The following is a 23799-nucleotide window of genomic DNA, read 5'->3' on the forward strand; positions in this document are numbered from 1 at the left end:
CGCAACCACTTTGCCCGCGGACGCCGCTCGGTGAGACATGACGAACGTAGCCGGCTTGGCCAGCAACCGCGGCCGGAACCTCCTGCACATCGACGACCTGCGGCCCGGCGGCGCCGACCTCGCCGTCGTGCTCACGGACGACGCCGACGCGCCCGTCCTCGACGCGGCCGACGCGCGCGATATCCCCACGGAAGTCGTCGAGCACCGCGACGGCGAGTCCCGGCGCGAGCACGAGCGCCGCGTCGTCGACGCCCTCGACGGCTACGACGTCGACCTCGTCTGCCTCGACGGCTACATGCGCGTGCTCTCGGAGGTGTTCCTCGACGCGACGCCGCTCACGCTGAACGTCCACCCGAGCCTCCTGCCGTCGTTCCCCGGCGCCGACGCCCACGACCAGGTGCTCGACGCGGACGTCTCCGTGACGGGCTGTACGGTCCACGTCGTGACGGACGCGGTCGCGGAAGACGGCAGCGTCCGTGCCGAGGACGTCGACGCCGGGCCCATCGTCACGCAGGAACCGGTCCCGGTCTACGAGGGCGACGACGCGAGCGACCTCAAGGAGCGCGTGCTCTACGACGCCGAGTTCGAGGCGTACCCGCGTGCCGTGCGCTGGGCCGCGAACGGCGACCTCGACGTCACCGGCGACGGCGTCACCGTCGACGCGGACGCGGGCGGCGACTTCCCGGTACGCCGGCTCGTGAGCAACGACCGCGACAGCGACCTCCGGTACGGCGAGAACCCCCACCAGGACGCCGCGCTCTACCGCGACGACACCTGCGAGGAGGCCAGCGTCGTCCACGCCGACCAGCTCAACGAGGGCGCGAAGGCGCTGTCCTACAACAACTACAACGACGCCGACGCCGCGCTCAACCTCATCAAGGAGTTCGACGAGCCCGCGGCCGCCGTCATCAAGCACACCAACCCAGCGGGCGCCGCGGTCGCGGACACGCTCGCGGACGCCTACGCCGACGCGCTCGCGACGGACGCGAAGAGCGCGTTCGGCGGCATCGTCGCGCTCAACCGCGAGTGCGACGAGGCGACCGCGGAACTCGTCGCGGACTCGTTCAAGGAGGTCGTCGTCGCGCCCGGCTACACCGACGGCGCGCTCGACGTGCTCACCGAGAAGGACAACCTCCGCGTCCTCGACGTCGGTGAGCTGGACGAGGTCACCGAGACCACCACGGAGAAGCCGCTGGTCGGCGGCCGCCTCGTGCAGGAGCGCGACCTCTGGGCGCCCGACCGCGACGACCTCGAAGTCGTCACGGAGCGCGAGCCCACCGACGAGGAGATCGAGACGATGCTGTTCGCGTGGCGCGTGCTCAAGCACGTGAAGTCCAACGGCATCCTGTTCGCGGACGGCACCGAGACCGTCGGGCTCGGCGTCGGACAGGTCTCCCGCGTGGACGCCGTCGAGCTCGCCGCGAAGAAGGCCGAGCGCGACGCCGACGGCAAGGACGCGGCGGGCGCCGTGATGGCCTCGGACGCGTTCTTCCCGTTCCCGGACGGCGTCGAGGCCGCCGCCGAGGCGGGCGTCGAGGCCGTGATTCAGCCCGGCGGTTCGGTGAACGACGACGACGTCGTCGAGGCCGCCGACGAGCACGGGATGGCGATGGTGTTCACCGGGCACCGTACCTTCCGGCACGACTGACCGAACGCTCCGCCTCCCGCTCGCCGCTACCGCTTTGGTTCCGCGGCGCGTGCTCCCGCGTATGAGCCTGCTGCCCGAGCGGTTCGAGGCGTGGTTCTGGGCGCGGCACTCGAACCCGAAGAGCGGGTGGACGCGCGTGCCGACCGGCCCGGTCGTCGTGTACGCGCTCTACCGCCGCGACTGGCGGTTGCTGTGCGCCGCGCTGGTCTGGACCGTCGTCAACCCGTTCCTGTTCGCGGCGCCCGGGAACGAGGACGCGTGGATGACGCGCGCGGTGCTCGCCGAGCGGTGGTGGATTCGCGAGGAGGGCAACCGAACGACGGGCTTCGACGGGCCGAACGCGTACAACACGGGTGCGGCGCTCGCGGCCGTCTTCGCGGTGCACGCGGCGTGGCGGCGGCGGCCTGCGGGCGCGACGCTCGGCGCGGCGCTGCTGGTCGGCCTGAAGCTCTGGTGGCTCGAACTGCTGGTGCGGCGCTACGACCGGCGGGCGGCGTGACTCTACTTCGGCCGCCAGTCGAGCTCGATTTCGACGGTCTCGCGGTCCCCGCGGAACATCGCCTGCTTCTCGATCACGTCGATCTGGAAGTCGACGGTGTCCGTCGGCCGGAGCTTGATGTCCTTGTTGTCGACGCGGATCGTGAAGTCGTCCGACCGGAGCGACTCCGCGATCTCTTCGAGTCGAGCCGCGGCCTGGTCGCGTTCGAGGCTCTCCGTGCCCGTGGTTCGTTCGGCCATACCGACACGTGGCCGGCCTCGCGCTTGGTTATGGGGTTCTTACGCGCTCGCGAAAGAGGGGGAGAAGGGGCAGTGGAGCGCCAGCGGGCTGACACAGGTGGGGTGGGTTCGGGGCTTTGGAGGGCCGGTGGCGCTCCACCCGAACGATGTGCCGGACGTATCAAGTCGGTTGGGGAGACTCAAACGGCTCTTTGAGGGACGACCGAGGTGCCGGTCCGACAGTATAAAGCGGGCCGCGGCGCTCGATTCCAGTATGCGATACGACGAGGCGGCGAACTTCCTGCTGGACCTCCGCCGCTACCGGCCCAAGCCCGGGACGGACTCGACGGCGGACCTGCTGGCCGCGCTCGGCGACCCCCACGAGGGCCCGCGGTACGTGCAGGTCGCGGGGTCGAACGGGAAGGGGTCGAGCGCCCGGATGCTGGAGTCCGTGCTCCGGGAGGCCGGACTGGACGTCGGCCGCTACACGTCCCCGCACCTCGACGACGTGCGCGAGCGCGTCACCGTCGACGGCCGCCGGATGTCGAAGGCGGCGCTGACGGCGTTCGTCGAGGCGGTCCGGCCGCGCGTGAACGAGCGCGCGGCGGACGGCGACGCGCCGACGTTCTTCGAGGTGGTGACGGCGATGGCGCTCTGGCAGTTCGGGCGCGAGGACGTCGACGTCGCCGTCCTCGAAGTCGGCATCGGCGGGCACTACGACGCGACGAGTGTCGTCGACCCGGTAGCGAGCGCCGTCACGTCGGTGAGCCTCGAACACACGGGCGTGCTCGGCGACACGGTCGAGGAGATCGCCCGCGACAAGGCCCACGTCGCCGCGGACGCGAACCCGCTCGTGACCGGCGCGACCGGGGACGCGCTCGCCGCGGTGCGCGAGCAGGCGGGCGAGGTCGTGACCGTCGGCGACGACGGCGACGTGCGCGTGACCTACGGGGGCCGCACGAACCACACGGAGGCCGCCGTCTCGATTGCGAGCGACGGCTGGTCGGTGGACGCGGAGATTCCCCTGCTTGGGTCGTTCCAGGCGCAGAACGCGGGCGTCGCGGCGGCGCTCGCGCGGCAGGTCGCGGACGCCGACGAGGCGACGCTCGCGCGCGGCCTGCGGAAGGCGTACTGGCCGGGGCGCTTCGAAGTGATGGGCACGGACCCGATTACGGTGCTAGACGGCGCGCACAACCCCGCGGCGTGCGAGGCGCTCGCGGACACGCTCGCGGAGTTCGACTACGACGACCTCCACTGCGTGTTCGGCGCGATGCACGACAAGGACCACCGCGGGATGGCCGCCGCGCTCCCGACGCCCGACCGGGTGTGGGCGTGCAACCCGGACACGGGCCGCGCGGAGGACGCGGACGTGCTCGCGACCGTCTTCTCGGAGGCGGGCGCGGACGTGACAATCAAGCGCGCGGTGGAGTCCGCGCTCGACGCCGCGCTCGACGCCGCCGGCGAGGACGACCTCGTGCTGCTCACGGGGTCGCTGTTCGCCGTCGCGGAGGGCCGCAAGCGCTGGACGCGCACGAACGTCCAGAAGGACGTCGACACGCTCGACGACTCCCGCGAGGTGCTGGAGGGCGCGCACGTCACGCCGCCGGGCGTCTGGCGGATGCGCGGGAAGGGCGTCCACCGCGTCGTGGAGACGCGCGTCCAGAAGCGCCAGGCCCAGTACCTCAAAGAGGAGATGCTGAGCCTCGGCGCGGAGTGCTCGCTGTCCGGGCTGAACAACCAGCCGCGGGGGTACCTCGACGCCGTGCTGATGGGGACGCTCGCGCAGTTCAAGCGCCTCTGCGAGAAACTGGAGGGGCAGCCGTACGGCCTCTCCGTGTACGCCGACGAGCTCCGGGAGACCCTCGGCATTCAGACGTCGCCGGCGACCCACGGCTACCCGTGGGAGGACGGCACCGCCGTGATGGGCATTCTGAACGTGACGCCGGACAGCTTCCACGACGGCGGCGAGTACGACACCGTCGCAGACGCCGTCGCGCGCGCCGAGGAGATGGTCGACGCGGGCGTCGACATCATCGACGTGGGCGGCGAGTCCACGCGCCCGGGCGCCGACCCCGTCCCCCTCGAAGCAGAACTCGACCGCGTCGTCCCCGTGGTCGAGCGCATCAGCGACTTCGACGCGATGGTCTCCGTGGACACCCGCAAGGCCGAAGTCGGCCGGCAAGCCCTCGAAGCGGGCGCGGACGTACTCAACGACGTGACCGGGCTCGAAGACCCCGAGATGCGCTTCGTCGCCGCCGAGTACGGCGCGCCGCTCGTGGTGATGCACTCCATCAACGCGCCCGTCGAGCCGGGCGAGGACGTCCCCTACGACGACGTCGTCGACGACGTCGTCGACGAACTCACGGAGCGCGTGCTGCTCGCGGAGAAGGCCGGTCTGCCGCGGGAGAAGATCATCGTCGACCCCGGCATCGGCTTCGGGAAGTCCGCCGCGGAGAGCTTCGAGGTGCTGGACCGCACCGACGAGTTCCACGCGCTCGGCTGCCCCGTCCTGATCGGCCACAGCCACAAGTCGATGTTCGGCGCGGTCGACTCGTACCCCGACGACGGCGGCTACGCGACGGTCGCGGGCACGGCGCTCGCGGCGGACCGCGGCGCGGACATCGTGCGCGTCCACGACGTCGAGGAGAACGTCGCCGCCGTGGAGGTCGCGGAGGCGACCCGGGACGGCGTCGAGGATGACTGACGACGGCGCCGCGTTCCGGAACGCTGTCCGGCGGGGGTACGACGCGCTCGCCGCGGACTACGACGCCGTGCGCGACGACGCCGACCCGCCGGCCGTGCTCGTCGACGCGCTCGCGGACACAGCGGGTGGCCGCCTGCTCGACGCGGGCTGCGGCGGCGGCCGTGGCGTGCTCGGGCCGCTCGGCGACAGCTTCGATGGGGTCGGTCTGGACATCTCCCGCGCGCAGCTCGAACTCGCCGGCGAGCGCGCGCCGGCGGCCGCCCGCGTGCAGGGCGACATGACCCGGCTGCCGTTCGCCGAGGACGCCTTCGACGCGGTGACCGCGTTGCACTCCGTCATCCACGTGCCGGCCGCCCAGCACACCGACGTCTACCGGGAGTTCCGGCGCGTGCTCCGGGACGGCGGCGTCGCGGTGGTCACCGCCGGGACGGAGGCGTGGGAGGGCGAGAACGACGACTGGCTGGACAGCGGCGAACACATGCAGTGGTCGTTCCCGGCGCCCGAGGAGACGGAGGCGGCGCTCGCGGACGCCGGCTTCCGCATCGAGGACAGCGAAATGAAGGGAAGCGACGCCGGCGGCAGCTGGCGGTTCTACCGGCTGTCGTAGTCAGAGCAGGCCGGCCTGTTCCTGGGCCTCGCGGTAGACGTCGAGGTACGCTTCCACGAACTGCTCGTCGTCGTACTCGGCGAACGTCTCGTCGACGTCCTTGCGTTCGAGGTCGCCCGCGGCGACCAGACACTCCGTGATCTCCTCGTCGTTGGTCGCGCGGAACCCGCGGTCGTACGTCTCCACGAGCTCGTGGGCGCTGGACTCGGCGTGGTACTCGACGATGCCGACGCAGCCGCAGGCGAGCGCGCGCAGCAGGTCGAGGCCGAAGGAGGTGCGCTCGGCGGTGTGGACGTAGACGTGGGCGTCCTTGAACAGCCGGACGCGCTCGGCGACGGAGCGCTCGCCGACGAAGTCCACGCGGTCGGCGATGCGGAGGTCGCGAGCCTGGCGCTCGTAGCCCTCGCGCGCGGGGCCGTCGCCGACGACGGTGCAGTTCCAGTCGTACTCGCGGAACTCCGCGAGCGCCAGGAAGAGGGATTCGAGGTTGGCGTCCTCGTCGAGGCGCCGGCTGCACACGATATCGCCGGCGTCGCCGGGTTCGGAGCGCCGGATCTCGTCCATGTCGATGCCGGTGGGGACGACGCGGACGTCGGTGCCGTCCGCGCCGCACTCCCGGGCGCTCGTCTTCACGGTCCGCGAGGGTGCGACGACCGCGCTGGGCTTCCGGGCGGCGTACCGGAACGCGCGGCCGCGCATCCCCGTGATGGCGTCGTGGGGGTCGTACCACTCGCAGACCAGCGGCGCGCCAGCGAGCAGCGCGCCCCAGCGCGCGCCGTAGACGTGCGTGGGCGTCCGCGTCGCGGCGTGGACGACGTCCGGGTCGACGGACCTGAGGGTGGCGGCGGCCTTCGGCGAGAACCAGCGGTCGCCGCGCTCGTCGGTGACGGCGTGATACGTCAGGCCCTCGTGTTCGAACGTGTCCGGCCGGCCGTCCCACCACTGCGCACAGCAGACGTGGACGTCGTGGCCGCGGGTCGCGAGCAGGTCCGCGAGCAGTCGCAGGCGGTCGACGTCGTCGGCGTCGGCGTGGTGGGCGGTCGTCTCCGAGACGAACGCCACGCGCATACTCGCCGGGACGCAACACGCCGGTAAAAACGGTTCTGTTCTCCGGGACGCCGCTTCCGCGACCGGAAGGCTATCGACGCCTCGGCGGCTGTCTCCGCTATGGCCTACGACATCGAGCGGTATCTGAACGTCCGGAGCGCGGGCGGCCCGACGTTCGGCCCCGCGGGCGAGCTCGCCTTCCTGCTGGACACCACGGGGTCGAACCAGGTGTGGCGCGTGGACGCCTCCGAGGAGTGGCCAGCCCAGCTGACGTTCCACGACGAGCGCGTGGCGTTCGCGTCGTTCTCGCCGACGCGCGACGAGCTCGTCTACGGGACGGACGCCGGCGGCGACGAGTTCTGGCAGCTCCACCGCCTCGCCGCGGACGGCAGCGAGGACGTGGCGCTCACCGACGACCCGGACGCGAAACACCAGTTCGGCGGCTGGAGCCACGACGGGGACCGGCTCGCGTACGCCGCGAACCGCCGCGACCAGGGCGTCTTCGACGTCTACACCCAGAGCCGCGACGAGACGGGCGCGGACGCCGACCTGCTCGTCGAGGGCGACGACTACGACATGCTGGCGGCCGCGGGCTGGAGCCCGAGCGACGACCGGCTGTTGCTCCACGAGAGTCACTCGAACGTCAGCAACGACCTCTACGTCGCCGACGTCGACACCGGTGAGGTCACGCACGCGACGCCGTTCGACGACGACGACGTGCAGTTCTCCTCGGTGGCGTGGACGCCGGACGGCGACGGCGTCTACGTCTGCACCGACCTCGGCGCAGACACCCACTACCTGGGACTGCTCGACCCCGGCTCCGGAGACGTCGAGGAAGTCGCCAGCGGCGGCGACTGGCCGCTGGAGTCCGTCGCCGTCGACCACGACTCCGGGCGGCTGGCGTACGTCCGGAACGTCGACGGCTACAGCGAACTCACGCTCGCCGAGGCCGACGGCACCAGTCTCGGCGAGTACCCGAAGCCCGACCTCGTCGACGGCGTCGTCTCCGGCGTGAGCTTCGACCCGGACGGCGAGCGCGTCGCGGTGTCGGCCTCTTCCCCGACGGAGAACGGCAACGTCTACGTCGTCGACGTCGAGAGCGGCGACGCGCGCCGCTGGACGGACGCCTCGACGGCGGGCATCCCGAAGCAGACGTTCCGGGAGCCCGAACTAATTCACTACGAGAGCTTCGATGGACTCGACGTTCCGGCGTTCCTCACGCTCCCCGAGGGCGACGGCCCCCACCCCGTCGTCGTCGACTTCCACGGCGGTCCCGAGTCCCAGCGCCGGCCGTGGTTCTCGGGGCTCCGCCAGTACTTCGTCGACAACGGCTACGCCGTCTTCGAGCCGAACGTCCGCGGGTCCTCCGGCTACGGGAAGGAGTACATGAACCTCGACAACGTCCGCAACCGGATGGACTCGGTGAAAGACGGCGAGGCCGGCGTCGAGTGGCTCGCCGCCCGCGACGACGTCGACGAGGACCGCGTCGTCGCGTACGGCGGCTCCTACGGCGGGTTCATGGTGCTGGCGTCGCTCACGGAGTACCCCGACCTGTGGGCGGCGGGCGTCGACGTCGTCGGCATCGCGAACTTCGTCACCTTCCTCGAGAACACCGGCGACTGGCGCCGCGAGCACCGCGAGGCCGAGTACGGCAGCCTCGCCGACGACCGCGAGTTCCTCGAATCCATCAGTCCCGTCCACAGCGCCGACCGCATCCGCGCGCCGCTGCTCGTGCTCCACGGCGCGAACGACCCCCGCGTCCCCGTCGAGGAAGCCGAACAGATCGTCGAGCAGGCCGGCGAACACGTTCCCACGGAGAAACTCGTCTTCGAGGACGAGGGCCACGGCTTCACGAAACTGGAGAACAAGCTCACCGCCTACCGCGCGGTCGTCGACTTCCTCGACGAACACGTCTAGGTACTTCCGTCTCGGGAGAGAGCGCCCCGTATGGAAGTCGACCTGACGAACCCGTGGCTGTTCGGCGCGGGCGTCGTCGCGCTCTGGGTGACGCTGTTCGTGCTCCTCGAGGCCGTCCTGTTCGACGGCGACGTGGCCGGCGCGGCCGCACGCGGGTTCGCCGGCGGCCTCGCGTTCGCCGTCGTGTACGCGTACGTGCAGCGGCAGGGGGAGTGACTCGCGACAACTGTTAGTGGTCGCCGTGGCTACACTCTCGTGATGAACGCCGCCGTCGTGCTCGCCCTCCCGGTGGTCGCGTACGCCGCGAGCAGGCTCGCGGGCGTCGCCGCCGCGCGCGCCGCCGACCGCGTGACCGCCGCGTCCCGGCTGCGGCGCGCGAACCGCGTCCTGCAGGCCGCCGCGGCGCTCACCGGCCTGTTCGTGTTCACGAACTCGCCGCTGGACGACGCGCTCGCAGCCGCGCTGCCCGTCCCGTCGGTCGTCGGCGTGCTCGTCGCGCTCGCCGGCACCGTGCTGGTCGGCGGCGTCGTGCCGGCGCTCGCCGTTCACCTCGGAACGCGGCCCGCGTGGGCGAGCGTCACTGGACACTCACCCGACTACGCGGCGACCGTCCGGCGGTTCCTCGCGCTCGCGTCCGTCCTCGTCGCGCCCGCGTTCTTCGTCGTCAGCGCGTGGCTGGCCGCGCCGTCCGGCCGACCGAGCCTGCTGGCCGTCGCCGGCGCGTCCGCCGTCATCGTCGTCGCGATGCCGCCGCTCGCCGCGAGGTTCGGGCCGCTACGGCCGCCGACCCACGAGGAAGCAGCCGCGATTCCGGCGTGCGCCCACGGCCTCCGGGTGCGCGTCGTCGAGACCGGCCGTCACCCGGTCGCGAACGCCGTCGCCGCGGGCGTGCTCCCCGGCGCCCGGTACGTGTTCGTGACGGACGCGCTGTTCCGGACGCTGGACGCCGACGCCACCGCCGCCGTGGTCGCCCACGAGGTCGGCCACCACCGCCGCGGCCACGTCCCCGCGCGGTTCCTCGCGACGGGCGTGGCGCTCGCGCCGCTGTTCCTCGCGGCGACCGGCGTCCTCGACGCGCTCGTCCCCGCCGTCGCGGCCTCCGTCGCGTTGTTACTCGCTGTCGGCCCGCTCGTCCGGTGGACGGAGTTCGACGCCGACGCGTACGCCGCCGCCCGCGTCGGCAGCCCCGCGATGGAGCGCGCGCTCGCCACGCTCGCTGACCGCGGGCTCGTCCCCGTCGACCGGTCGCGGCTCGCCCGCCTGTTCTCCTTTCACCCCGCCATCGGGCGGCGGGTCGACCGCCTGCGCACCCCAAATCGTTTTTCCTGACGGCTGCGACGTTCGACTGTGGAGCTCGACCGTCGACGCGTCGTCTTCCGGGTGTTCGTCGCCGTCGCCATCGGCGCCCTGCTGGTGACCGGTGTCGGGTGGGACCAGGTAATCGAGAACCTCCGCGACGCCGACCTCGTCTACTACTCGCTCGCACCGGTCGGCTCGGCGTTCGCGCTGCTCGCGGGCGGCGAAGGGATGCGGCTCGCGCTCGGCTTCTCCGTCCTGAGCGTGCGCGGCGCGCTCGCGCGGCGGGCGTTCTACGCCGCCGCCATCGTCCGGAGCTTCCTCCCGGCGGGCACCGTCGGCGCCGGCGGGTTCGTCGCGTACGTGGTCAGCCGCCACGACGAGGTGTCGCTGAGCGAGGCGGCCGCTGGCGTCTCCGCGTGGGAGTTCGTGATGATGCTCGGGTCCGCCGTCGTCGGCCTCTTCGGTGTGCTCGGCGTGCTCGCGCAGGGCCGAGGAACTGGGGGGTTGGCCCGGCTGTTCGTGGGATTCTGCGTGGTGCTCGCGCTCGTCGCCGTCTTCGGCGTCGTCGTCGAACGGTCCCGCGACCACGTCGCCGTCGTACTCGCCCGGATCGGCCGAACCCTCGACCCGCTACTCGTCCGCGTCGTCCCCGGCTACGACGAGCCAATCGAGACTGCGGACATCCGGGCCGGCCTCGACGAGTTCTTCGGCGCGCTCGCCGCGCTGGCCGCCGACCGCTCGCGGTTCGTCTCCGTGCTCGCGGCCGCCCACCTCGCCTGGATCGGGTGGATGATTCCGCTGTACGTGAGCCTGCGCGCGGTCGGCGTCGGCGTCTCTCCCGCGGTCGTCGCCGTCGCAGTGACGGTGTCGGGGTTCGCACGCGCCATTCCGCTGCCGGCCGGCATCGGCCCCGTGGACGCCGCGCTCGGCGGGGTGCTCATCGCGCTCACGCCGCACTCGCTCGGCGAGCTCGCGTCCGCGCTCGTGCTCTACCGCTCGGGCATGCTGCTCGTGCAGGTGATGGCGGGCGGGCTCTCGCTGTGGACGCTGGACGCCGCGGCGACGGGCAGGCTCACCGACTAGATGACGCCGGTCTTCGCGGCGGCCTCGACGGCGGCGTCCTCGCTGATGCCGGAGCCGAGAATCGTGTAGCGGTCCCGGATCTCGTGGGCCGAGGTCATCGCTTCGAGCAGTTCCTCGTCGGTGATGCCGAGTTCCTCGGCGGTCGTCGGCGCGTCGAGCGCGCGCAACGCGTCCCGGACCGAGCGCCACTCGCCCTGCTCGCCGGAGTGGAGGTACTCCGCGAGAATCGAGCCGACGCCGACCTGGTGGCCGTGGAGGGCCTTCCCGGGCGCGATGCGGTCGAGCTGGTGGCTGAACAGGTGCTCGCTACCGGACGCCGGTCGCGAGGAGCCCGCGATGGACATCGCGACCCCCGAGGAGACGAGCGCCTTCATCACGACCCACGCGGACTCCTCCAGTTCGGGCTTGATCGAGCCCGCGTTGTCCACGAGCATCTCCGCGGTCATCTGGCTGAGCGCGCCCGCGTACTCGCTGTACTCGACGTTCTGGAGGCGTTCGGCGAGCCGCCAGTCCTTGACGGCGGTGTAGTTGGAGATGATGTCCGCGCAGCCCGCGGTCGTCAGGTCCCACGGCGCGTCCGCGATGACGCCGGTGTCAGCGACGACTGCGACCGGCGGCGCCGCCGCGACCGAGTGGCGGGTGTCGCCCTCCGGCACCGACCCGCGCCCGGAGACGATGCCGTCGTGGCTCGCCGCAGTCGGAACGCTCACGAACCCGACGTCGAGGTGGTCGCTGGCCATCTTCGCGATGTCGATGGGCTTCCCGCCGCCGACGCCGACGAGGTAGCCGACGTCCATCCCGCGGGCGACGTCGAGGACGTCCTCGACGGCGTCGAACGTCGCCTCCTCGACGACCGCGACCTCGGGGTCGTCGCCCGCTTCCTCGAACTGCGCGACGATGGGGTCGGCCGCCACCTCGCGGGGCGTCGGGCTCGTCACGACGAGCGGCTGGCCCGTGAGGTGGGTCTCGACGACGACCTCCCGCGTCCGAGAGAGCACGTCGTGGCCGAGCACGACGCTGCGCGGGAGGCGGATCCACGTCGACTTCTCGAACATGCCCGACTCTCGCCCGGGGACGAGTAAAAGTCTACTCGTCCCGCAGCCGGCGGCGACGTCGGGACGCCCGCGGCGACGGGACCGCGCTACAGCGTGTCGAGGACGTCGAGCAGACGGTCCTCGTCCTCGCGGTCCGGCCCCTCCGCTTCGCCGGTGCGCCCACGCTCGCGGTGGGCGTCGACGGTCTCCGCCATCGCCTCCTCGACGGGTGTGGACTCCCAGCCCAGCTCCTCGATTTTCGACGTGTCGAGGACGTGCGGGTAGTCGCGGTACAGCGGGAACTCCGTGGGTTCGAGGTCGACGATGGAGAGCTCGCGGGGGCTCGTGTACGCGCGCTCGACGTCCGTGCCCAGCGCGTCCGCAATCAGGTCGAGGGTTCGGTCGAGCGTGACGGCGTTCCGGTCGCCGAGGTTGTACGCCTCGCCCGGCGTCCCCTCCTCGGCGACGAGGCGCATCCCGCGGGCGACGTCCTCGACGTAGACGCGCTGCCAGAGGTTCGTGCCGTCCCCGGGGACGACGACCGCGTCGTGTTCGGCGACCCGGTCCACCCAGTACGCGAGGCGCTCCGTGTAGTCGTGGGGGCCGTAGACGACCGTCGGGCGCACGCTCATCGCGTTCACGCCGCGCTCGGCCGCCTGGAAGACGATGCGGTCGCCGGCGGCCTTCCGCGGGCCGTAGGAGTCCAACGAGTCGTCGGTCGCCTGTTCGGCCGTGCACTCCTCGAGTTCCGTCTCGTCCTCGCGCTTCGGTACGTCGTCGGCGGCGTACGCCGACCCGCTGGAGACGTAGACGTACGCGTCCACGCCGCCGAACACGTCGATGGCGTGCTCGACCTCCCGGGGCTTGTACGCGACGCAGTCGAAGACGGCGTCGGGCTCGACCTCCCGCTTCGCGGTCAGCAGGGCCTTCCGGTCCGTGCGGTCGCCCTGCACGTGGTGGACGCGGTTGTTCTCGGCGAACGGGTCGTCGTGCTTCCCGCGGTTGAACGTCGTGACGCGGTAGTCGTGGGCGAGCAGTTCTTCCACGAGGTGGCGGCCGATGAAGCGCGTGCCGCCGACGACGAGCGCGGAGTCCATACGCCGAGAATCGTCGGCCGCGACAAAAGCGGTGGCTATTCGCGTGCGGCTCAGTCCGCGCGCCCGGCGAGCGAGCCGTCGCGGGGCCCCGTCGGTAGCGAGCGGCGCGCGTCCGCCTCCGGCCGCTCGTCGATGGCGGCGCGGTAGGCGTCCGGCATCACGACCGCGAACTCCGAGACCGCCGCCTCCCAGTCGTCGAGCAGTTCGGCCGCGCGCTCGCTGTCCGTGCGCGCCGCGTGGTTCTCCACGAGCCGGCGGATCGCGGACTCGTCGCGGTCCGAGAGGTCGCGGGAGACTTCCACCATCCCGGTGTTACAGCGCTGTTCGAAGTCGCCGTCCGGGTCGTGGACGTACGCCACGCCGCCGGACATCCCCGCTGCGAAGTTCCGGCCGACGTCGCCGAGCACGACCACGATGCCGCCGGTCATGTACTCGCAGCCGTGGTCGCCGACGCCCTCGACGACTGCGTTCGCGCCCGAGTTCCGGACGGCGAAGCGCTCGCCCGCGACGCCGTTGACGTAGCACTCGCCGTCGGTCGCGCCGTACAGCGCGACGTTCCCGACGAGCGTGTTCTCCGCGGGCTCGAAGCCCGCCTCCGGCGGCGTCCGCACGGCGAGCGTGCCGCCCGAGAGCCCCTTGCCGACGTAGTCGTTGGCGGCGCCGGTCAGCGACATCGTGACGCCCGACGCGAGGAACGCGCCGAACGACTGGCCGGCGTTCCCGTCCAGCGAGACCTGGAGGCTGTCCTCCGGTAGCCCGTCGACGCCGTGCTCGCTGCTGACGGCGTGGGAGACGCGCGCGCCGACCGTGCGGTCGCGGGTCGTGATTTCGCGGGACAGCGACACGGTGTCGCCGTCCTCGATGGCGGCCTGCGCGTCCTCGATGATGCTCTCGTCGAGGGCCATGTCGGGCTTGTCCTGCTCCATCGTGTGCGTGCGACCGTCGCCCTCGGGCTCGGCGAGCACGCCCGAGAGGTCGATGTGGCGGCCCTTCGGGTGGTCGGTGTCGCCCTGCGAGAGGTGCTCGACGCGGCCGACGGCCTCCTCGACGCTCGTGTAGCCGAGTTCCGCGAGGACTTCGCGGACCTCCCGCGCGACGAACGTGAGGTAGTTCGCGACCTTCGTCGGCGTGCCGCGGAAGCGCTCGCGGAGCTCGTCGTCCTGGGTGGCGACGCCGGTCGGGCAGTTGTTCGTGTGGCAGATGCGCGCCATCACGCAGCCCGCCGACACCAGCGACGCGGTGCCGAACGCGAACTCCTCGGCGCCCAGCAGCGCGCCGATTGCGACGTCGCGACCCGTCTTCAGGCCGCCGTCGACGCGCAGCGTGACCCGGGAGCGCAGCCCCGTCTCCACGAGTAGCTGGTTCGCCTCAGCGAGACCGAGCTCCCACGGGAGGCCGGCGTGCTTGATGCTCGTCTTCGGGGACGCGCCCGTCCCGCCGTCGTGGCCGGAGATGTGGATGCAGTCCGCGCCCGCCTTCGCACAGCCCGCCGCGACCGTGCCGATGCCCGCCTCCGAGACGAGTTTCACGTGCACGCGGGCGTCCGGGTTGCCCGCCCGGAGGTCGGAGATGAGTTGCTTGAGGTCCTCGATGCTGTAGATGTCGTGCTGGGGCGGCGGGCTGATGAGGCCGACGCCCGGCGTCGAGCACCGCACGTCCGCGATCATCTCGTTGACCTTCTTCCCCGGGAGGTGGCCGCCCTCGCCGGGCTTCGACCCCTGTGCCATCTTGATCTGGAGGTCGTCGGCCGACGAGAGGTACGTGCTCGTCACGCCGAACCGGCCGGAGGCCACCTGCTTGATGGCGCACTCGCGGTCGGTGTCGAAGCGCTCGGGCGGCTCGCCGCCCTCGCCCGTGTTCGCCTTCGCGCCGAGCTCGTTGGCGGCCTGGGCGTTCGTCTCGTGGGCTTCCGGGCTGAGACTGCCGAGGCTCATCGCGGCCGTCGAGAACCGCTCGACGATGTCCGCCTCGGATTCGACCTCTTCGACGGGGACGCTCTCCCTGTCCTCCGCGTCGACGTCGAGCAGCCCGCGCAGCGTCTGGAGCTGCTCGGTCTGGTCGTTGACCTGCTCGGCGTAGTCCCGGAACGCCCCGTAGTCGCCGTTGTCCACGGCCTCCTGGAGGCTGTGGACGGTCTGGGGGTTCCACTGGTGGAACCGCCCGGAGGTGCGGTTCTCGAACTCGCCGACGCGCTGGACGTCGGGTTCGTCGTCGAACCCCGCCGCGTGGCGCGCCCGGACGTCCGCCTCCAGTTCGTCCAGGCCGATGCCCTCGGTGCGGTTCGGCGTCCCGGAGAAGAACCGGTCGACGACCGAGGAGTCGAGGCCGACCACCTCGAAGATCTGGGCGCCCTGGTAGGACGCGACCGTCGAGATGCCCATCTTCGCCATCACCTTCAGCAGGCCGTCCTCGAGCGCGGTGAGGTACGACGACACCGCCGCCTCGGGGTCGGGGCCGTCCGGCCCGGCGACGATGTCGCGGGCGGACTCGATGGCGAGGTAGGGGTTGACCGCGCCCGCGCCGTAGCCGACCGTCGCCGAGAGCTGGTGGACGGTCCGGACGTCGCCCGCCTCGACCACGAGGCCGACGCGAGCGCGAAGCCCCTCGCGGACGAGGTGGTGGTGGACCGCACCGGTCGCCAGCAGGCTCGGTACCGGCATCGCGTCCTCGCCGGCTTCGCGCTGGGAGAGCACGAGAAGCTCGACGCCGTCCTCGACGGCCTCGGCGGCCTCGCGTTGGACGCGCTCGACGGCGCCCGCCAGCGACTCGTCGGGGGCAAAGGAGAGGTCGACGGTGCGCGTCGGCAGGCCCGCGTTCACCACCGCGTCGAGGTCGCTGTCCGCGAGCACGGGGCTGTCGAGGACGACCTGTTGGGCGTGCTCGCGGGACTCCGCGAGGAGGTTGTCCTGGCTGCCGAGCCGCGTCTCCATGCTCGTCACGAGCTCCTCGCGGATGTAGTCGATCGGCGGGTTCGTGACCTGCGCGAACAGCTGGCGGAAGTACGACGCCAGCGGGTGGTTGAACTCCGAGATGCCGGGCAGCGGCGCGTCGTCGCCCATCGAGCCGACGGGGTCCTTGCCGTCCTGGACCATCGGCGCGACGAGCTCGTCGAGCTCGTCACGGGTGTAGCCGAACATCGCCTGCTCGGAGCGCAGGTCCTCTGTCGGGTCGCTCGGCAGCACGTCCTCGCCGGTCTCCGGGCGGAGCTGCTCGTCCTCGACCCACTCGCCGTACTGCTCGTCGGTGAGCTCGTCGAAGACGTCCTCGTCGTCGACGACGCCCTTCCCGGGTTCGGCGAGGAACAGCTGGCCGGGGCGGAGGCGGCCGCGCTCTTCGACCTCGCTGACGTCGCCCTCTAGGGCGCCCTGCTCGGACGCCATCACGAGCGTGCCGTCCGCGCGCTTCTCGTAGCGGCACGGGCGAAGGCCGTTCCGGTCGAGGACGCCGCCGATGCGGTCGCCGTCCGTACCGATGACCAGCGCGGGGCCGTCCCACGGCTCCACGAGGCTGGCGTGGTAGTCGTAGAACTCTTCGCGCGCGTCGCTCATCTCGTCGTCGCCCTGCCACGCCTCGGGGACGAGCATCCGGAGGGCGTGCGGGAGCGAGCGCCCCGTCTGCATCAGGAGTTCGAGCGCGTTGTCGACGCTCGCGGTGTCGGACTGCTCGGGGTCGTCGATGACCGGGAGGACTTCCTCCAGTTCGTCGTCGGTGAAGCCCTCGGCTTCGAGGTCGGCCTCGCGGGCGCGCATCCAGTTGACGTTCCCGCGGATGGTGTTGAACTCGCCGTTGTGGATGATGGTCCGGTAGGGGTGCGCGAGGTGCCACGCGCCGAGCGTGTTCGTCGAGAAGCGGGCGTGCACGAGCGCGAACCCGGTCTCGACGCGGTCGTCAGTGAGGTCGGGGTAGTAGTCGGCGACCTGGTCGCCCTTCAGGAGGCCCTTGTAGACGACGGTGTCCTGGTCCAGCGAGCAGACGTAGAAGCGGTCGTGGTCGACGGCGGCCTCGACGGCCTGCCGGCCGACGTACAGCGCCTTCTCGAAGTCGTCAGTGTTCTCGGGACGTACTACGGCCTGCGCGACGTGGGGCTCGGAGTCGAGGGCGGTCTGCCCGAGGTCGGCGTTGTCGGTCGGGACGTCGCGCCACGCGTCGACCGCGAGGCCGTACTCGGCGAGCGCGTCCTCGACGGTGTCGACGACCGCGTCGCGTTCGTCGGCGTCCTGCGGGAGAAAGAACGAGCCGACGGCGTAGGTCTCGGGGAGGCCGTCGAAGACGTCGGCGAAGAACTCGTGGGGCGTCTGAATCATGGCGCCGGCGCCGTCGCCGGTGTTCTCCTCGGCGCCCGTGGTGCCGCGGTGTTCGAGGTTCTCCAGTACGTCGAGTGCGTCGGAGAGAACGCGGTGGGACCGACCCCCGTCGAGATCGACGACGACCCCGACCCCGCAGTTCGACCGTTCGTCGGTCGGGTCTGCGAGGAGGTTGTTCGTGCTGTCGGACTGGTGCATGTGCCACCGTGTGCCACGGGCGAGTAAAACCCCTTCCCTGAATCACTAATGGTAATATAACCACCAAAGAGGGAATATAAGGTGTTCGTATGCGCCGCTATGCCGTCCTGCGAACCCCGTCGTGCACCGCCCGAGTGGAGGCCGCTTCGCTACTCGACGGTTCGGCGACCACCCTTATCAAATGAACGACCGTGACAAAAGCGGCGCCGTCAGTACGACTTCGCGAAGAACGCCGTTTCCTCGGCGGGCTCGCCGCAGATGGCGCAGTCCTCGCCCTCGTGGTCGGGCTCGGGGAGGTGTTCGTCCTCGAACTCGGAGGCCGCGCGCGCGGCGCTGTCCTCCGCGAGCGGCACCAGCACGATTTCGGCGTGCACCTGGTCTTTGATTTCGGCCTCGCAGTCCTCGTCGCCGCACCACGGCGCCTTCACGTAGCCGCCGTGCTTGCCGATGGTGCCCAGAATCTCCTCGCGGCTGTCGGCCTCGCGGACGTTCTCGTCGAGGCGCTCGGCGGCCGCGTCGTAGAGCTTCTCGTACACCTCGTCGAGGTGGTCGTGGACCGTCGCCGTGATGTCCGCGCGGTCCTCGACGGCGTCCTCGCCGTCGGGTCGGTGGACGACCGTGACCTCCTCGTCCTCGACCTCGTTCGGGCCGATCTCGAAGCGCACGGGGACGCCCTTCAGCTCCCACTCGTTGAACTTGAACCCGGGGTTGCGTTCGTCGCGGTCGTCGAGGTGGACGCGCACGCCCTGGGACTCCAGCTCGGCCGCGATCTCCGAGGAGTACTGGAGCACCTCGTCTTTGGTGTCCTCCTGCCAGATGGGGACGATGACGACCTGCTTGGGCGCGACCGTCGGCGGGAGCACGAGCCCCTGGTCGTCGCTGTGGCTCATGACGAGCGCGCCGATGGCGCGCCACGACAGTCCCCACGACGTCGTGTACGCGGTGCGCTCGGCCTCGTCCTCGTCGCTGAACGTGATGTCGAACGCCTCCGCGAACGACTGCCCGAGGTGGTGGCTGGTGCCGCCCTGCACGGACTTCCCGTCGGGCATCAGCGCCTCGACGGTCGTCGTGGTGTCCGCGCCCGGGAACTTGTCGTGTTCGGGCTTCCGGCCGCGCAGCACGGGCATCCCGAGGACGTCCTCGTAGAGCCGCTGGTACTGGTCGAGGCGCAGCGTCGTCTCCGCCCACGCCTCCTCGTCGCTCGCGTGCGCGGTGTGGCCCTCCTGCCAGAGGAACTCCTTCGTGCGGAAGAACGGCTTCGTCTCGGTCGCCTCCCAGCGCACGACGGAGTTCCACTGGTTCACGCGCAGCGGGAGGTCGCGGTGCGAGCGCACCCACTGGGCCATGTACGGCGCGATGATGGACTCCGAGGTCGGCCGGACCGCGAGGCGCTCTTCGAGTTCGTCGTGGCCGCCGTGGGTCACCCACGCCACCTCGGGGTCGAACCCCTCCACGATGTCCTTCTCGCGTTCGAGGTACGACTCGGGGATGAACAGCGGGAAGTAGGCGTTGTCCACGCCGGTCTGCTTGAACCAGCCGTCGAGGTTGTCCTGAATCGCCTCCCAGAGTGCGTAGCCGCGGGGCCGGGTGACGATGAACCCGCCCATCGGCGCGTAGTCCGCCAGTTCCGCCTTCTGGACCACTTCGGCGTACCACTCGCCGGGGTTGTGCTCCTTGGACTCGGTGATGCCGAGCTCCTGTTCGTCGCTCATTACCAGCAACGAGGCTTGACTCGCTCTTAAAACCCGTGAAGGTGTGCGGACGCTCCACGAGCGCGAACGCGAATTGCCTATAGACAACCAATTTCCCCGGGGTCGTCGAGTTCAGTGTATAGCGGGCTTAGAATGGGTGTTTAGGATTCATTCGCGGGGCATCGAACGTTAGCAGAAACTAATATTAGTGGTCGGGAGCGTAGCTCCTCGCGTGCGCGAGTTCGAGTTCACCGTGGAGTACGAACCGGGCAGCGACGCCCTCATGGACTGCTTCATCGAGCACGACAGCCTGACGGCGTGGACCTCGGTCTGCTTCACCACCCGCGAGCGGATGTGGCGCATCGACCACGCCACCGGAACGGACGAGGCGCTGGCGGCCTTCGACGGGGTGTTCCTCGACGAGTCGCGGTGCAACGAGTGTCTGGACCTCCCGGACTGCGACACGTACCGGGAGTACCACGTCCTCGACGAGTCCGCGAACTCCCGGACCGTCTACACGTTCCGCGAGGAAGTGCACGACTGCCACTCGGTCCCCCACTACGTCCACGAGCACGTCGGCGACGGCGTCGTCTTCGAGGCCCGCCGCAGCCACAACGAGTACCGGTGGCGGGTCCTCCACCCCGAGGAGCAGTCCGTCGGCGAGCTCTACGACGCCATCGAGGCCCAGCTCCGGGAGGGCCTCTCGCTGTCGCTGTCCCGGCTCTCCAGCGCCGGGAACTGGGACGCCGAGTCGCGCATCGCCGCGGAGCTGACGCCCGAGCACCGCGCGGTCCTCGAGGCCGCCGTCGAGAACGGGTACTACTCGCGGCCCCGCGAGGTCACCGTCAGCGACCTCAGCGACGAGCTCGGCGTGCCGCGCTCGACGGTCCAGTACCGGCTGCGGAGCGCCGAAGACCTCGTCGTCTCCCAGTTCGTCGACGACGCCCTCTGAATCCGGGAGCGTTCCAGCGGCGCTGGAACCGGCGGGAGAGTTAAGTGGTATGGGAACGTCCCGCACAGTATGGGTGACACGAAGCGTGGCCGCGAACGGCAAGGCCAGAAGAAGCGCGAACAACTCCGTCAGCGCGAAGTCGAACGCACCCTCGAGACCGAAATCGACCCGTCCGAGGCGCCGGAACTCCCGGACGAGGACATAGAGATCGGCGACGGCCGGGCGAACTGACCCGCGACCACCTCCGTTCTCCGACGCAGTTACCCGTCAGCCGCGGCGCCGTTCAGTCCTCCCGAGTCCGCGACACCGAGAACGGGCTCGCCGACTCCGTCCACGACCAGCCGGGGAGCCGCGTCTGGACGCCCGCCGCGAGCGCGGCGTCGAGGTCGTCCAGTCCGGCGGCGCTGTCGCCGTCGCCGCTCGTGTGGACGTCCGCGTAGTGGAACGTCGACTCCGCGAGCAGGCGCAGCGGCTGCTCGCCCGCGATCATCGCCGCGAGTTCGCGGCCCAGGAGCTCGTCGACGACGAACCCCGGGTAGTCGTCGGTGACGTCGAGCTCTCGGAGCAGCGCCACGAGCGCCGAGACGTTCACCGCGCGGTCGCCGTCCGCGAACACCTCGGCGACGGCGTTCCGGTACTGCGCGTCGGTCACGGGCGCGACCTCGGTGTCGAAGGCGTCCCCGAGCGCGTTCCGGACGTCGTTGACCAGCGGGACGACGACGTCGGCGCGTTCGAGCACCCACTCGCGCTCGCGGACGACCGCGTCTGGCGTCAGTTCCATGCCCCACCTCGAACGTGAAGAAACACCAACTTTGCGAAGGCTTTTATAACCGGAACCGCTTACTGGCAGACAAGCGGGTTCTCCTGTACTAATCCCCGCGGCCCGGCCACCTCGGCCGGAACCACCGGTCTCCATGCTGGGATGACGATGCTGTGTGACTACTCACAACGTTTTTCGGCGTGCTCGCGACCCCACTCACCGGGGTTCGTGAGCCGCCCCAGCACCGCCGGTCGCCCGGACACAGGAGGGCTCAACCCCCGACTATGAGTACTGTAGACCAGCAACTCGAGGAGTTACAGGACAAGATTACGAACGAGATTCCGCCGGACATCTCGGTGACCGACGTCAAGTACGAGGGCCCCGAGCTCGTCGTCTACACCCGAGACCCCAAGCAGTTCGCCCAGGACGGCGACCTCGTCCGGCAGCTCGCGAGCAAGCTCCGCAAGCGCATCACCGTCCGGCCCGACCCAGCGGTGCTCTCCCGGCCGGAGACCGCCCGCGAGAAGATCCTCGACGTCATTCCGGAGGACGCCGGCATCACCGACCTCGACTTCCACGAGGACACCGGCGAAGTCGTCATCGAGGCCGAGAAGCCCGGGATGGTCATCGGTCGCCACGGCTCCACACTGCGCGAGATTACGGAAGCCGCCGGCTGGACGCCCGAAGTCGTACGCACGCCGCCCATCGAATCCTCCACCGTCTCGAACGTCAGGGACTTCCTCAAGTCCGAGCGCGACGACCGCCGGGACATCCTGGAGAAGGTCGGCCGCCAGATCCACCGCGAGGAGATGAGCGACGACGAGTACGTCCGCATCACCACGCTGGGCTGCTGCCGCGAGGTCGGCCGCGCGAGCTTCATCCTCTCGACGCCCGAGACGCGCATCCTCATCGACTGCGGCGACAAGCCCGGCAGCGAGGACGAGGTCCCCTACCTCCAGGTCCAGGAGGCGCTCGGCGCGGGCGCGAACTCCATCGACGCGGTCGTGCTCACGCACGCGCACCTCGACCACTCCGCGTTCATCCCGCTTTTGTTCAAGTACGGCTACGACGGCCCCATCTACACCACCGAGCCGACGCGGGACCTCATGGGCCTGCTGACGCTGGACTACCTCGACGTCGCCGCGAAGGAGGGCCGGGCGCCCCCGTACGAGTCCGAGATGGTCCGCGAGGCCATCAAGCACACCATCCCCCTGGAGTACGGCGACGTCACCGACATCGCGCCGGACGTCAAGCTCACGTTCCACAACGCGGGCCACATCCTCGGGTCGGCGGTGTCGCACTTCCACATCGGCGACGGCCTCTACAACGTCGCGTTCTCCGGCGACATCCACTACGACGACACGCGGCTGTTCAACGGCGCGGTCAACGACTTCCCGCGCGTGGAGACGCTCGTCCTCGAATCCACGTACGGCGGCCGCAACGACTACCAGACCGACCAGGAGGACTCCGAGCGCAAGCTCAAGCGCGTCATCAACGAGACGTACGAGCAGGGCGGGAAGGTCCTGATTCCGGCGTTCGCGGTCGGCCGCTCCCAGGAGATGATGCTCGTCCTCGAGGAGGCGATGCGGGAGGGCGACATCCCCGAGATGCCTATCCACCTCGACGGCATGATCTGGGAGGCGACCGCCATCCACACCACGTACCCCGAGTACCTCCGCGACGACCTCCGGGACCGCATCTTCCACGAGGACGAGAACCCGTTCCTCGCGCCCCAGTTCAACCACATCGACGGCGGCGAGGAGGAGCGCCAGGAGGTCGCGGACGGCGAGGAGTGCATCATCCTCTCCACGTCCGGGATGGTCGAGGGCGGCCCCATCATGTCCTGGATTCAGCACATCGGCCCGGACCCGGACTCCACGATGACGTTCGTCGGCTACCAGGCCCAGGGGACGCTCGGCCGCCGCATCCAGTCCGGCTGGGACGAGATTCCGATGCCGGACAGCCAGGGAAGCGGCCGTACCGAGCGCCTCGAACTGAAGATGGACACGGAGACCGTCGACGGCTTCTCCGGGCACGCCGACCGCCAGGGCCTCGAGGACTTCGTGCGCACGATGAACCCCCGGCCCGAGAAGGTGCTGTGCGTGCACGGCGACGAGTCCTCGACGCAGGACCTCTCCAGCGCGCTCTACCACGAGTACAACATGCGGACGTTCGCGCCGAAGAACCTCGAGACGTTCCGCTTCGTCTGAACGGACTCCGCTCTCGCGGCGTGCTTCTCAGTCGGTAGCTCTATACTCCGCGTCCCGGAACTACGGGGCGTGAGCCGCACACGAGCAGTCGGCGTCCTCGTCGCGGCGCTGGTCGTCTCCACGGCGTTCGTCGGCACGGTCGGCGCGCAGGTCGAGCGGTCGCCCGTCGAGGGCGACGGCGGCCACCGCTTCGACGTCGGCGGCGACGACCCCCACATCACGTTCTGGCTCCACCTCGACCTGTTCACGAACCTCGGCGCACCCGGCGACTTCGGGTTCAGCGCGGTCGGCACCGCGATGGACACCCGCGTCGTCGCCGTCGACGTCCAGCTGCGGTTCGCTGGCGTCGGCGACCTCTCGGAGTTCCTCTCGAACCCGTTCTCGCGCTTCTCCGTGGTGGCGGAGTGGGAGCTCAACCTCCCGTTCCTCTCGGCGGGGCCGGCCGCCGACGAGGATTTCAGCTACCGGGACAACGAGACGATCAACGCCAGCAGCGGCTCCTGACGGGCAGAACTTTCAACACGCCGGGCT

Annotated in this window: 19 protein-coding genes; 12 read left to right on the forward strand and 7 right to left on the reverse strand. The window is 70.6% G+C overall.

Annotation, left to right across the window (positions count from 1 at the left end):
* Positions 1-37 precede the first annotated feature (37 nt).
* Together purH and G9C83_RS04125 are read left to right on the forward strand one after the other, a co-directional pair.
* The gene (purH, locus tag G9C83_RS04120; protein WP_167244839.1) at positions 38-1648 is read left to right on the forward strand and encodes a bifunctional phosphoribosylaminoimidazolecarboxamide formyltransferase/IMP cyclohydrolase; all 1611 of its coding nucleotides are present in this window, start codon (positions 38-40) and stop codon (positions 1646-1648) included.
* A gap of 61 nt (positions 1649-1709) precedes the next feature.
* The gene (locus G9C83_RS04125; protein WP_167244840.1) at positions 1710-2147 is read left to right on the forward strand and encodes a DUF6653 family protein; all 438 of its coding nucleotides are present in this window, start codon (positions 1710-1712) and stop codon (positions 2145-2147) included.
* A gap of 2 nt (positions 2148-2149) precedes the next feature.
* Here the strand turns inward: G9C83_RS04125 and G9C83_RS04130 are convergent, their stop codons facing one another.
* A complete protein-coding gene (locus G9C83_RS04130) occupies positions 2150-2386 on the reverse strand; it encodes an amphi-Trp domain-containing protein (protein ID WP_167244841.1) in 237 nt (78 codons plus the stop codon).
* A gap of 253 nt (positions 2387-2639) precedes the next feature.
* Here G9C83_RS04130 and folP point away from each other — a divergent pair, with 253 nt between their 5' ends.
* On the forward strand, positions 2640-5069 hold the full coding sequence (gene folP, locus G9C83_RS04135) for a dihydropteroate synthase (protein WP_167244842.1): 2430 nt from the start codon (positions 2640-2642) through the stop codon (positions 5067-5069).
* Entirely contained in the window at positions 5062-5676 is a 615-nt protein-coding gene (locus G9C83_RS04140; RefSeq protein WP_167244843.1) for a class I SAM-dependent methyltransferase, read from the forward strand. The genes folP and G9C83_RS04140 overlap by 8 nt, the downstream gene beginning before the upstream one ends.
* Here the strand turns inward: G9C83_RS04140 and G9C83_RS04145 are convergent, their stop codons facing one another.
* Positions 5677-6744 (reverse strand): glycosyltransferase, encoded by a 1068-nt coding sequence (locus tag G9C83_RS04145; RefSeq protein ID WP_167244844.1) that lies wholly within the window; start codon positions 6742-6744, stop codon positions 5677-5679.
* Positions 6745-6843: 99 nt separating this feature from the next.
* On the opposite strand from G9C83_RS04145, the gene G9C83_RS04150 reads away from it, so the two are divergent.
* From G9C83_RS04150 to G9C83_RS04165, 4 genes are read left to right on the forward strand one after another with little or no spacing between them, the layout of a single operon-like run.
* Complete coding sequence (locus G9C83_RS04150) at positions 6844-8640, forward strand: S9 family peptidase (RefSeq protein WP_167244845.1); 1797 nt, start codon at positions 6844-6846, stop codon at positions 8638-8640.
* A 30-nt stretch (positions 8641-8670) separates the two neighbouring features.
* The gene (locus tag G9C83_RS04155; protein ID WP_167244846.1) at positions 8671-8856 is read left to right on the forward strand and encodes a hypothetical protein; all 186 of its coding nucleotides are present in this window, start codon (positions 8671-8673) and stop codon (positions 8854-8856) included.
* 42 nt (positions 8857-8898) lie between these two features.
* Positions 8899-9969, forward strand: coding sequence for a M48 family metalloprotease (locus G9C83_RS04160; protein ID WP_167244847.1), 1071 nt, complete (start codon positions 8899-8901; stop codon positions 9967-9969).
* A gap of 18 nt (positions 9970-9987) precedes the next feature.
* Positions 9988-11022, forward strand: coding sequence for a lysylphosphatidylglycerol synthase domain-containing protein (locus G9C83_RS04165; RefSeq protein WP_167244848.1), 1035 nt, complete (start codon positions 9988-9990; stop codon positions 11020-11022).
* Here G9C83_RS04165 and G9C83_RS04170 read toward each other — a convergent pair.
* From G9C83_RS04170 to proS, 4 genes are all read right to left on the reverse strand, one after another.
* On the reverse strand, positions 11019-12077 hold the full coding sequence (locus tag G9C83_RS04170) for an NAD(P)-dependent glycerol-1-phosphate dehydrogenase (RefSeq protein WP_167244849.1): 1059 nt from the start codon (positions 12075-12077) through the stop codon (positions 11019-11021). The two genes, G9C83_RS04165 and G9C83_RS04170, sit on opposite strands and share 4 nt — an antisense overlap.
* Positions 12078-12163: 86 nt before the next feature.
* Positions 12164-13153 (reverse strand): SDR family oxidoreductase, encoded by a 990-nt coding sequence (locus G9C83_RS04175; protein ID WP_167244850.1) that lies wholly within the window; start codon positions 13151-13153, stop codon positions 12164-12166.
* 50 nt (positions 13154-13203) lie between these two features.
* Entirely contained in the window at positions 13204-17655 is a 4452-nt protein-coding gene (gene gltB / locus G9C83_RS04180; RefSeq protein ID WP_167244851.1) for a glutamate synthase large subunit, read from the reverse strand.
* A gap of 209 nt (positions 17656-17864) precedes the next feature.
* Positions 17865-19367: a proline--tRNA ligase gene (proS, locus tag G9C83_RS04185; protein WP_167244852.1), complete on the reverse strand. Its 1503-nt coding sequence runs from the start codon at positions 19365-19367 to the stop codon at positions 17865-17867.
* A gap of 211 nt (positions 19368-19578) precedes the next feature.
* On the opposite strand from proS, the gene G9C83_RS04190 reads away from it, so the two are divergent.
* Positions 19579-20298 carry a helix-turn-helix domain-containing protein gene (locus tag G9C83_RS04190; protein WP_167244853.1) on the forward strand — a complete coding sequence of 240 codons (720 nt, stop codon included), beginning with the start codon at positions 19579-19581 and terminating at the stop codon, positions 20296-20298.
* A 69-nt stretch (positions 20299-20367) separates the two neighbouring features.
* The gene (locus G9C83_RS04195; protein ID WP_167244854.1) at positions 20368-20529 is read left to right on the forward strand and encodes a hypothetical protein; all 162 of its coding nucleotides are present in this window, start codon (positions 20368-20370) and stop codon (positions 20527-20529) included.
* Positions 20530-20581: 52 nt separating this feature from the next.
* Here G9C83_RS04195 and G9C83_RS04200 read toward each other — a convergent pair whose 3' ends face one another.
* Complete coding sequence (locus G9C83_RS04200; protein WP_167244855.1) at positions 20582-21079, reverse strand: hypothetical protein; 498 nt, start codon at positions 21077-21079, stop codon at positions 20582-20584.
* A gap of 263 nt (positions 21080-21342) precedes the next feature.
* Between G9C83_RS04200 and G9C83_RS04205 the strand changes: the two genes are divergently transcribed.
* Entirely contained in the window at positions 21343-23268 is a 1926-nt protein-coding gene (locus tag G9C83_RS04205) for a beta-CASP ribonuclease aCPSF1 (RefSeq protein WP_167244856.1), read from the forward strand.
* A 69-nt stretch (positions 23269-23337) separates the two neighbouring features.
* On the forward strand, positions 23338-23772 hold the full coding sequence (locus tag G9C83_RS04210) for a hypothetical protein (RefSeq protein WP_347877771.1): 435 nt from the start codon (positions 23338-23340) through the stop codon (positions 23770-23772).
* The last annotated feature ends 27 nt before the right edge of the window (positions 23773-23799 follow it).

The organism is Halobacterium sp. R2-5, from assembly GCF_011734195.1.
GTDB lineage: Archaea > Halobacteriota > Halobacteria > Halobacteriales > Halobacteriaceae > Halobacterium.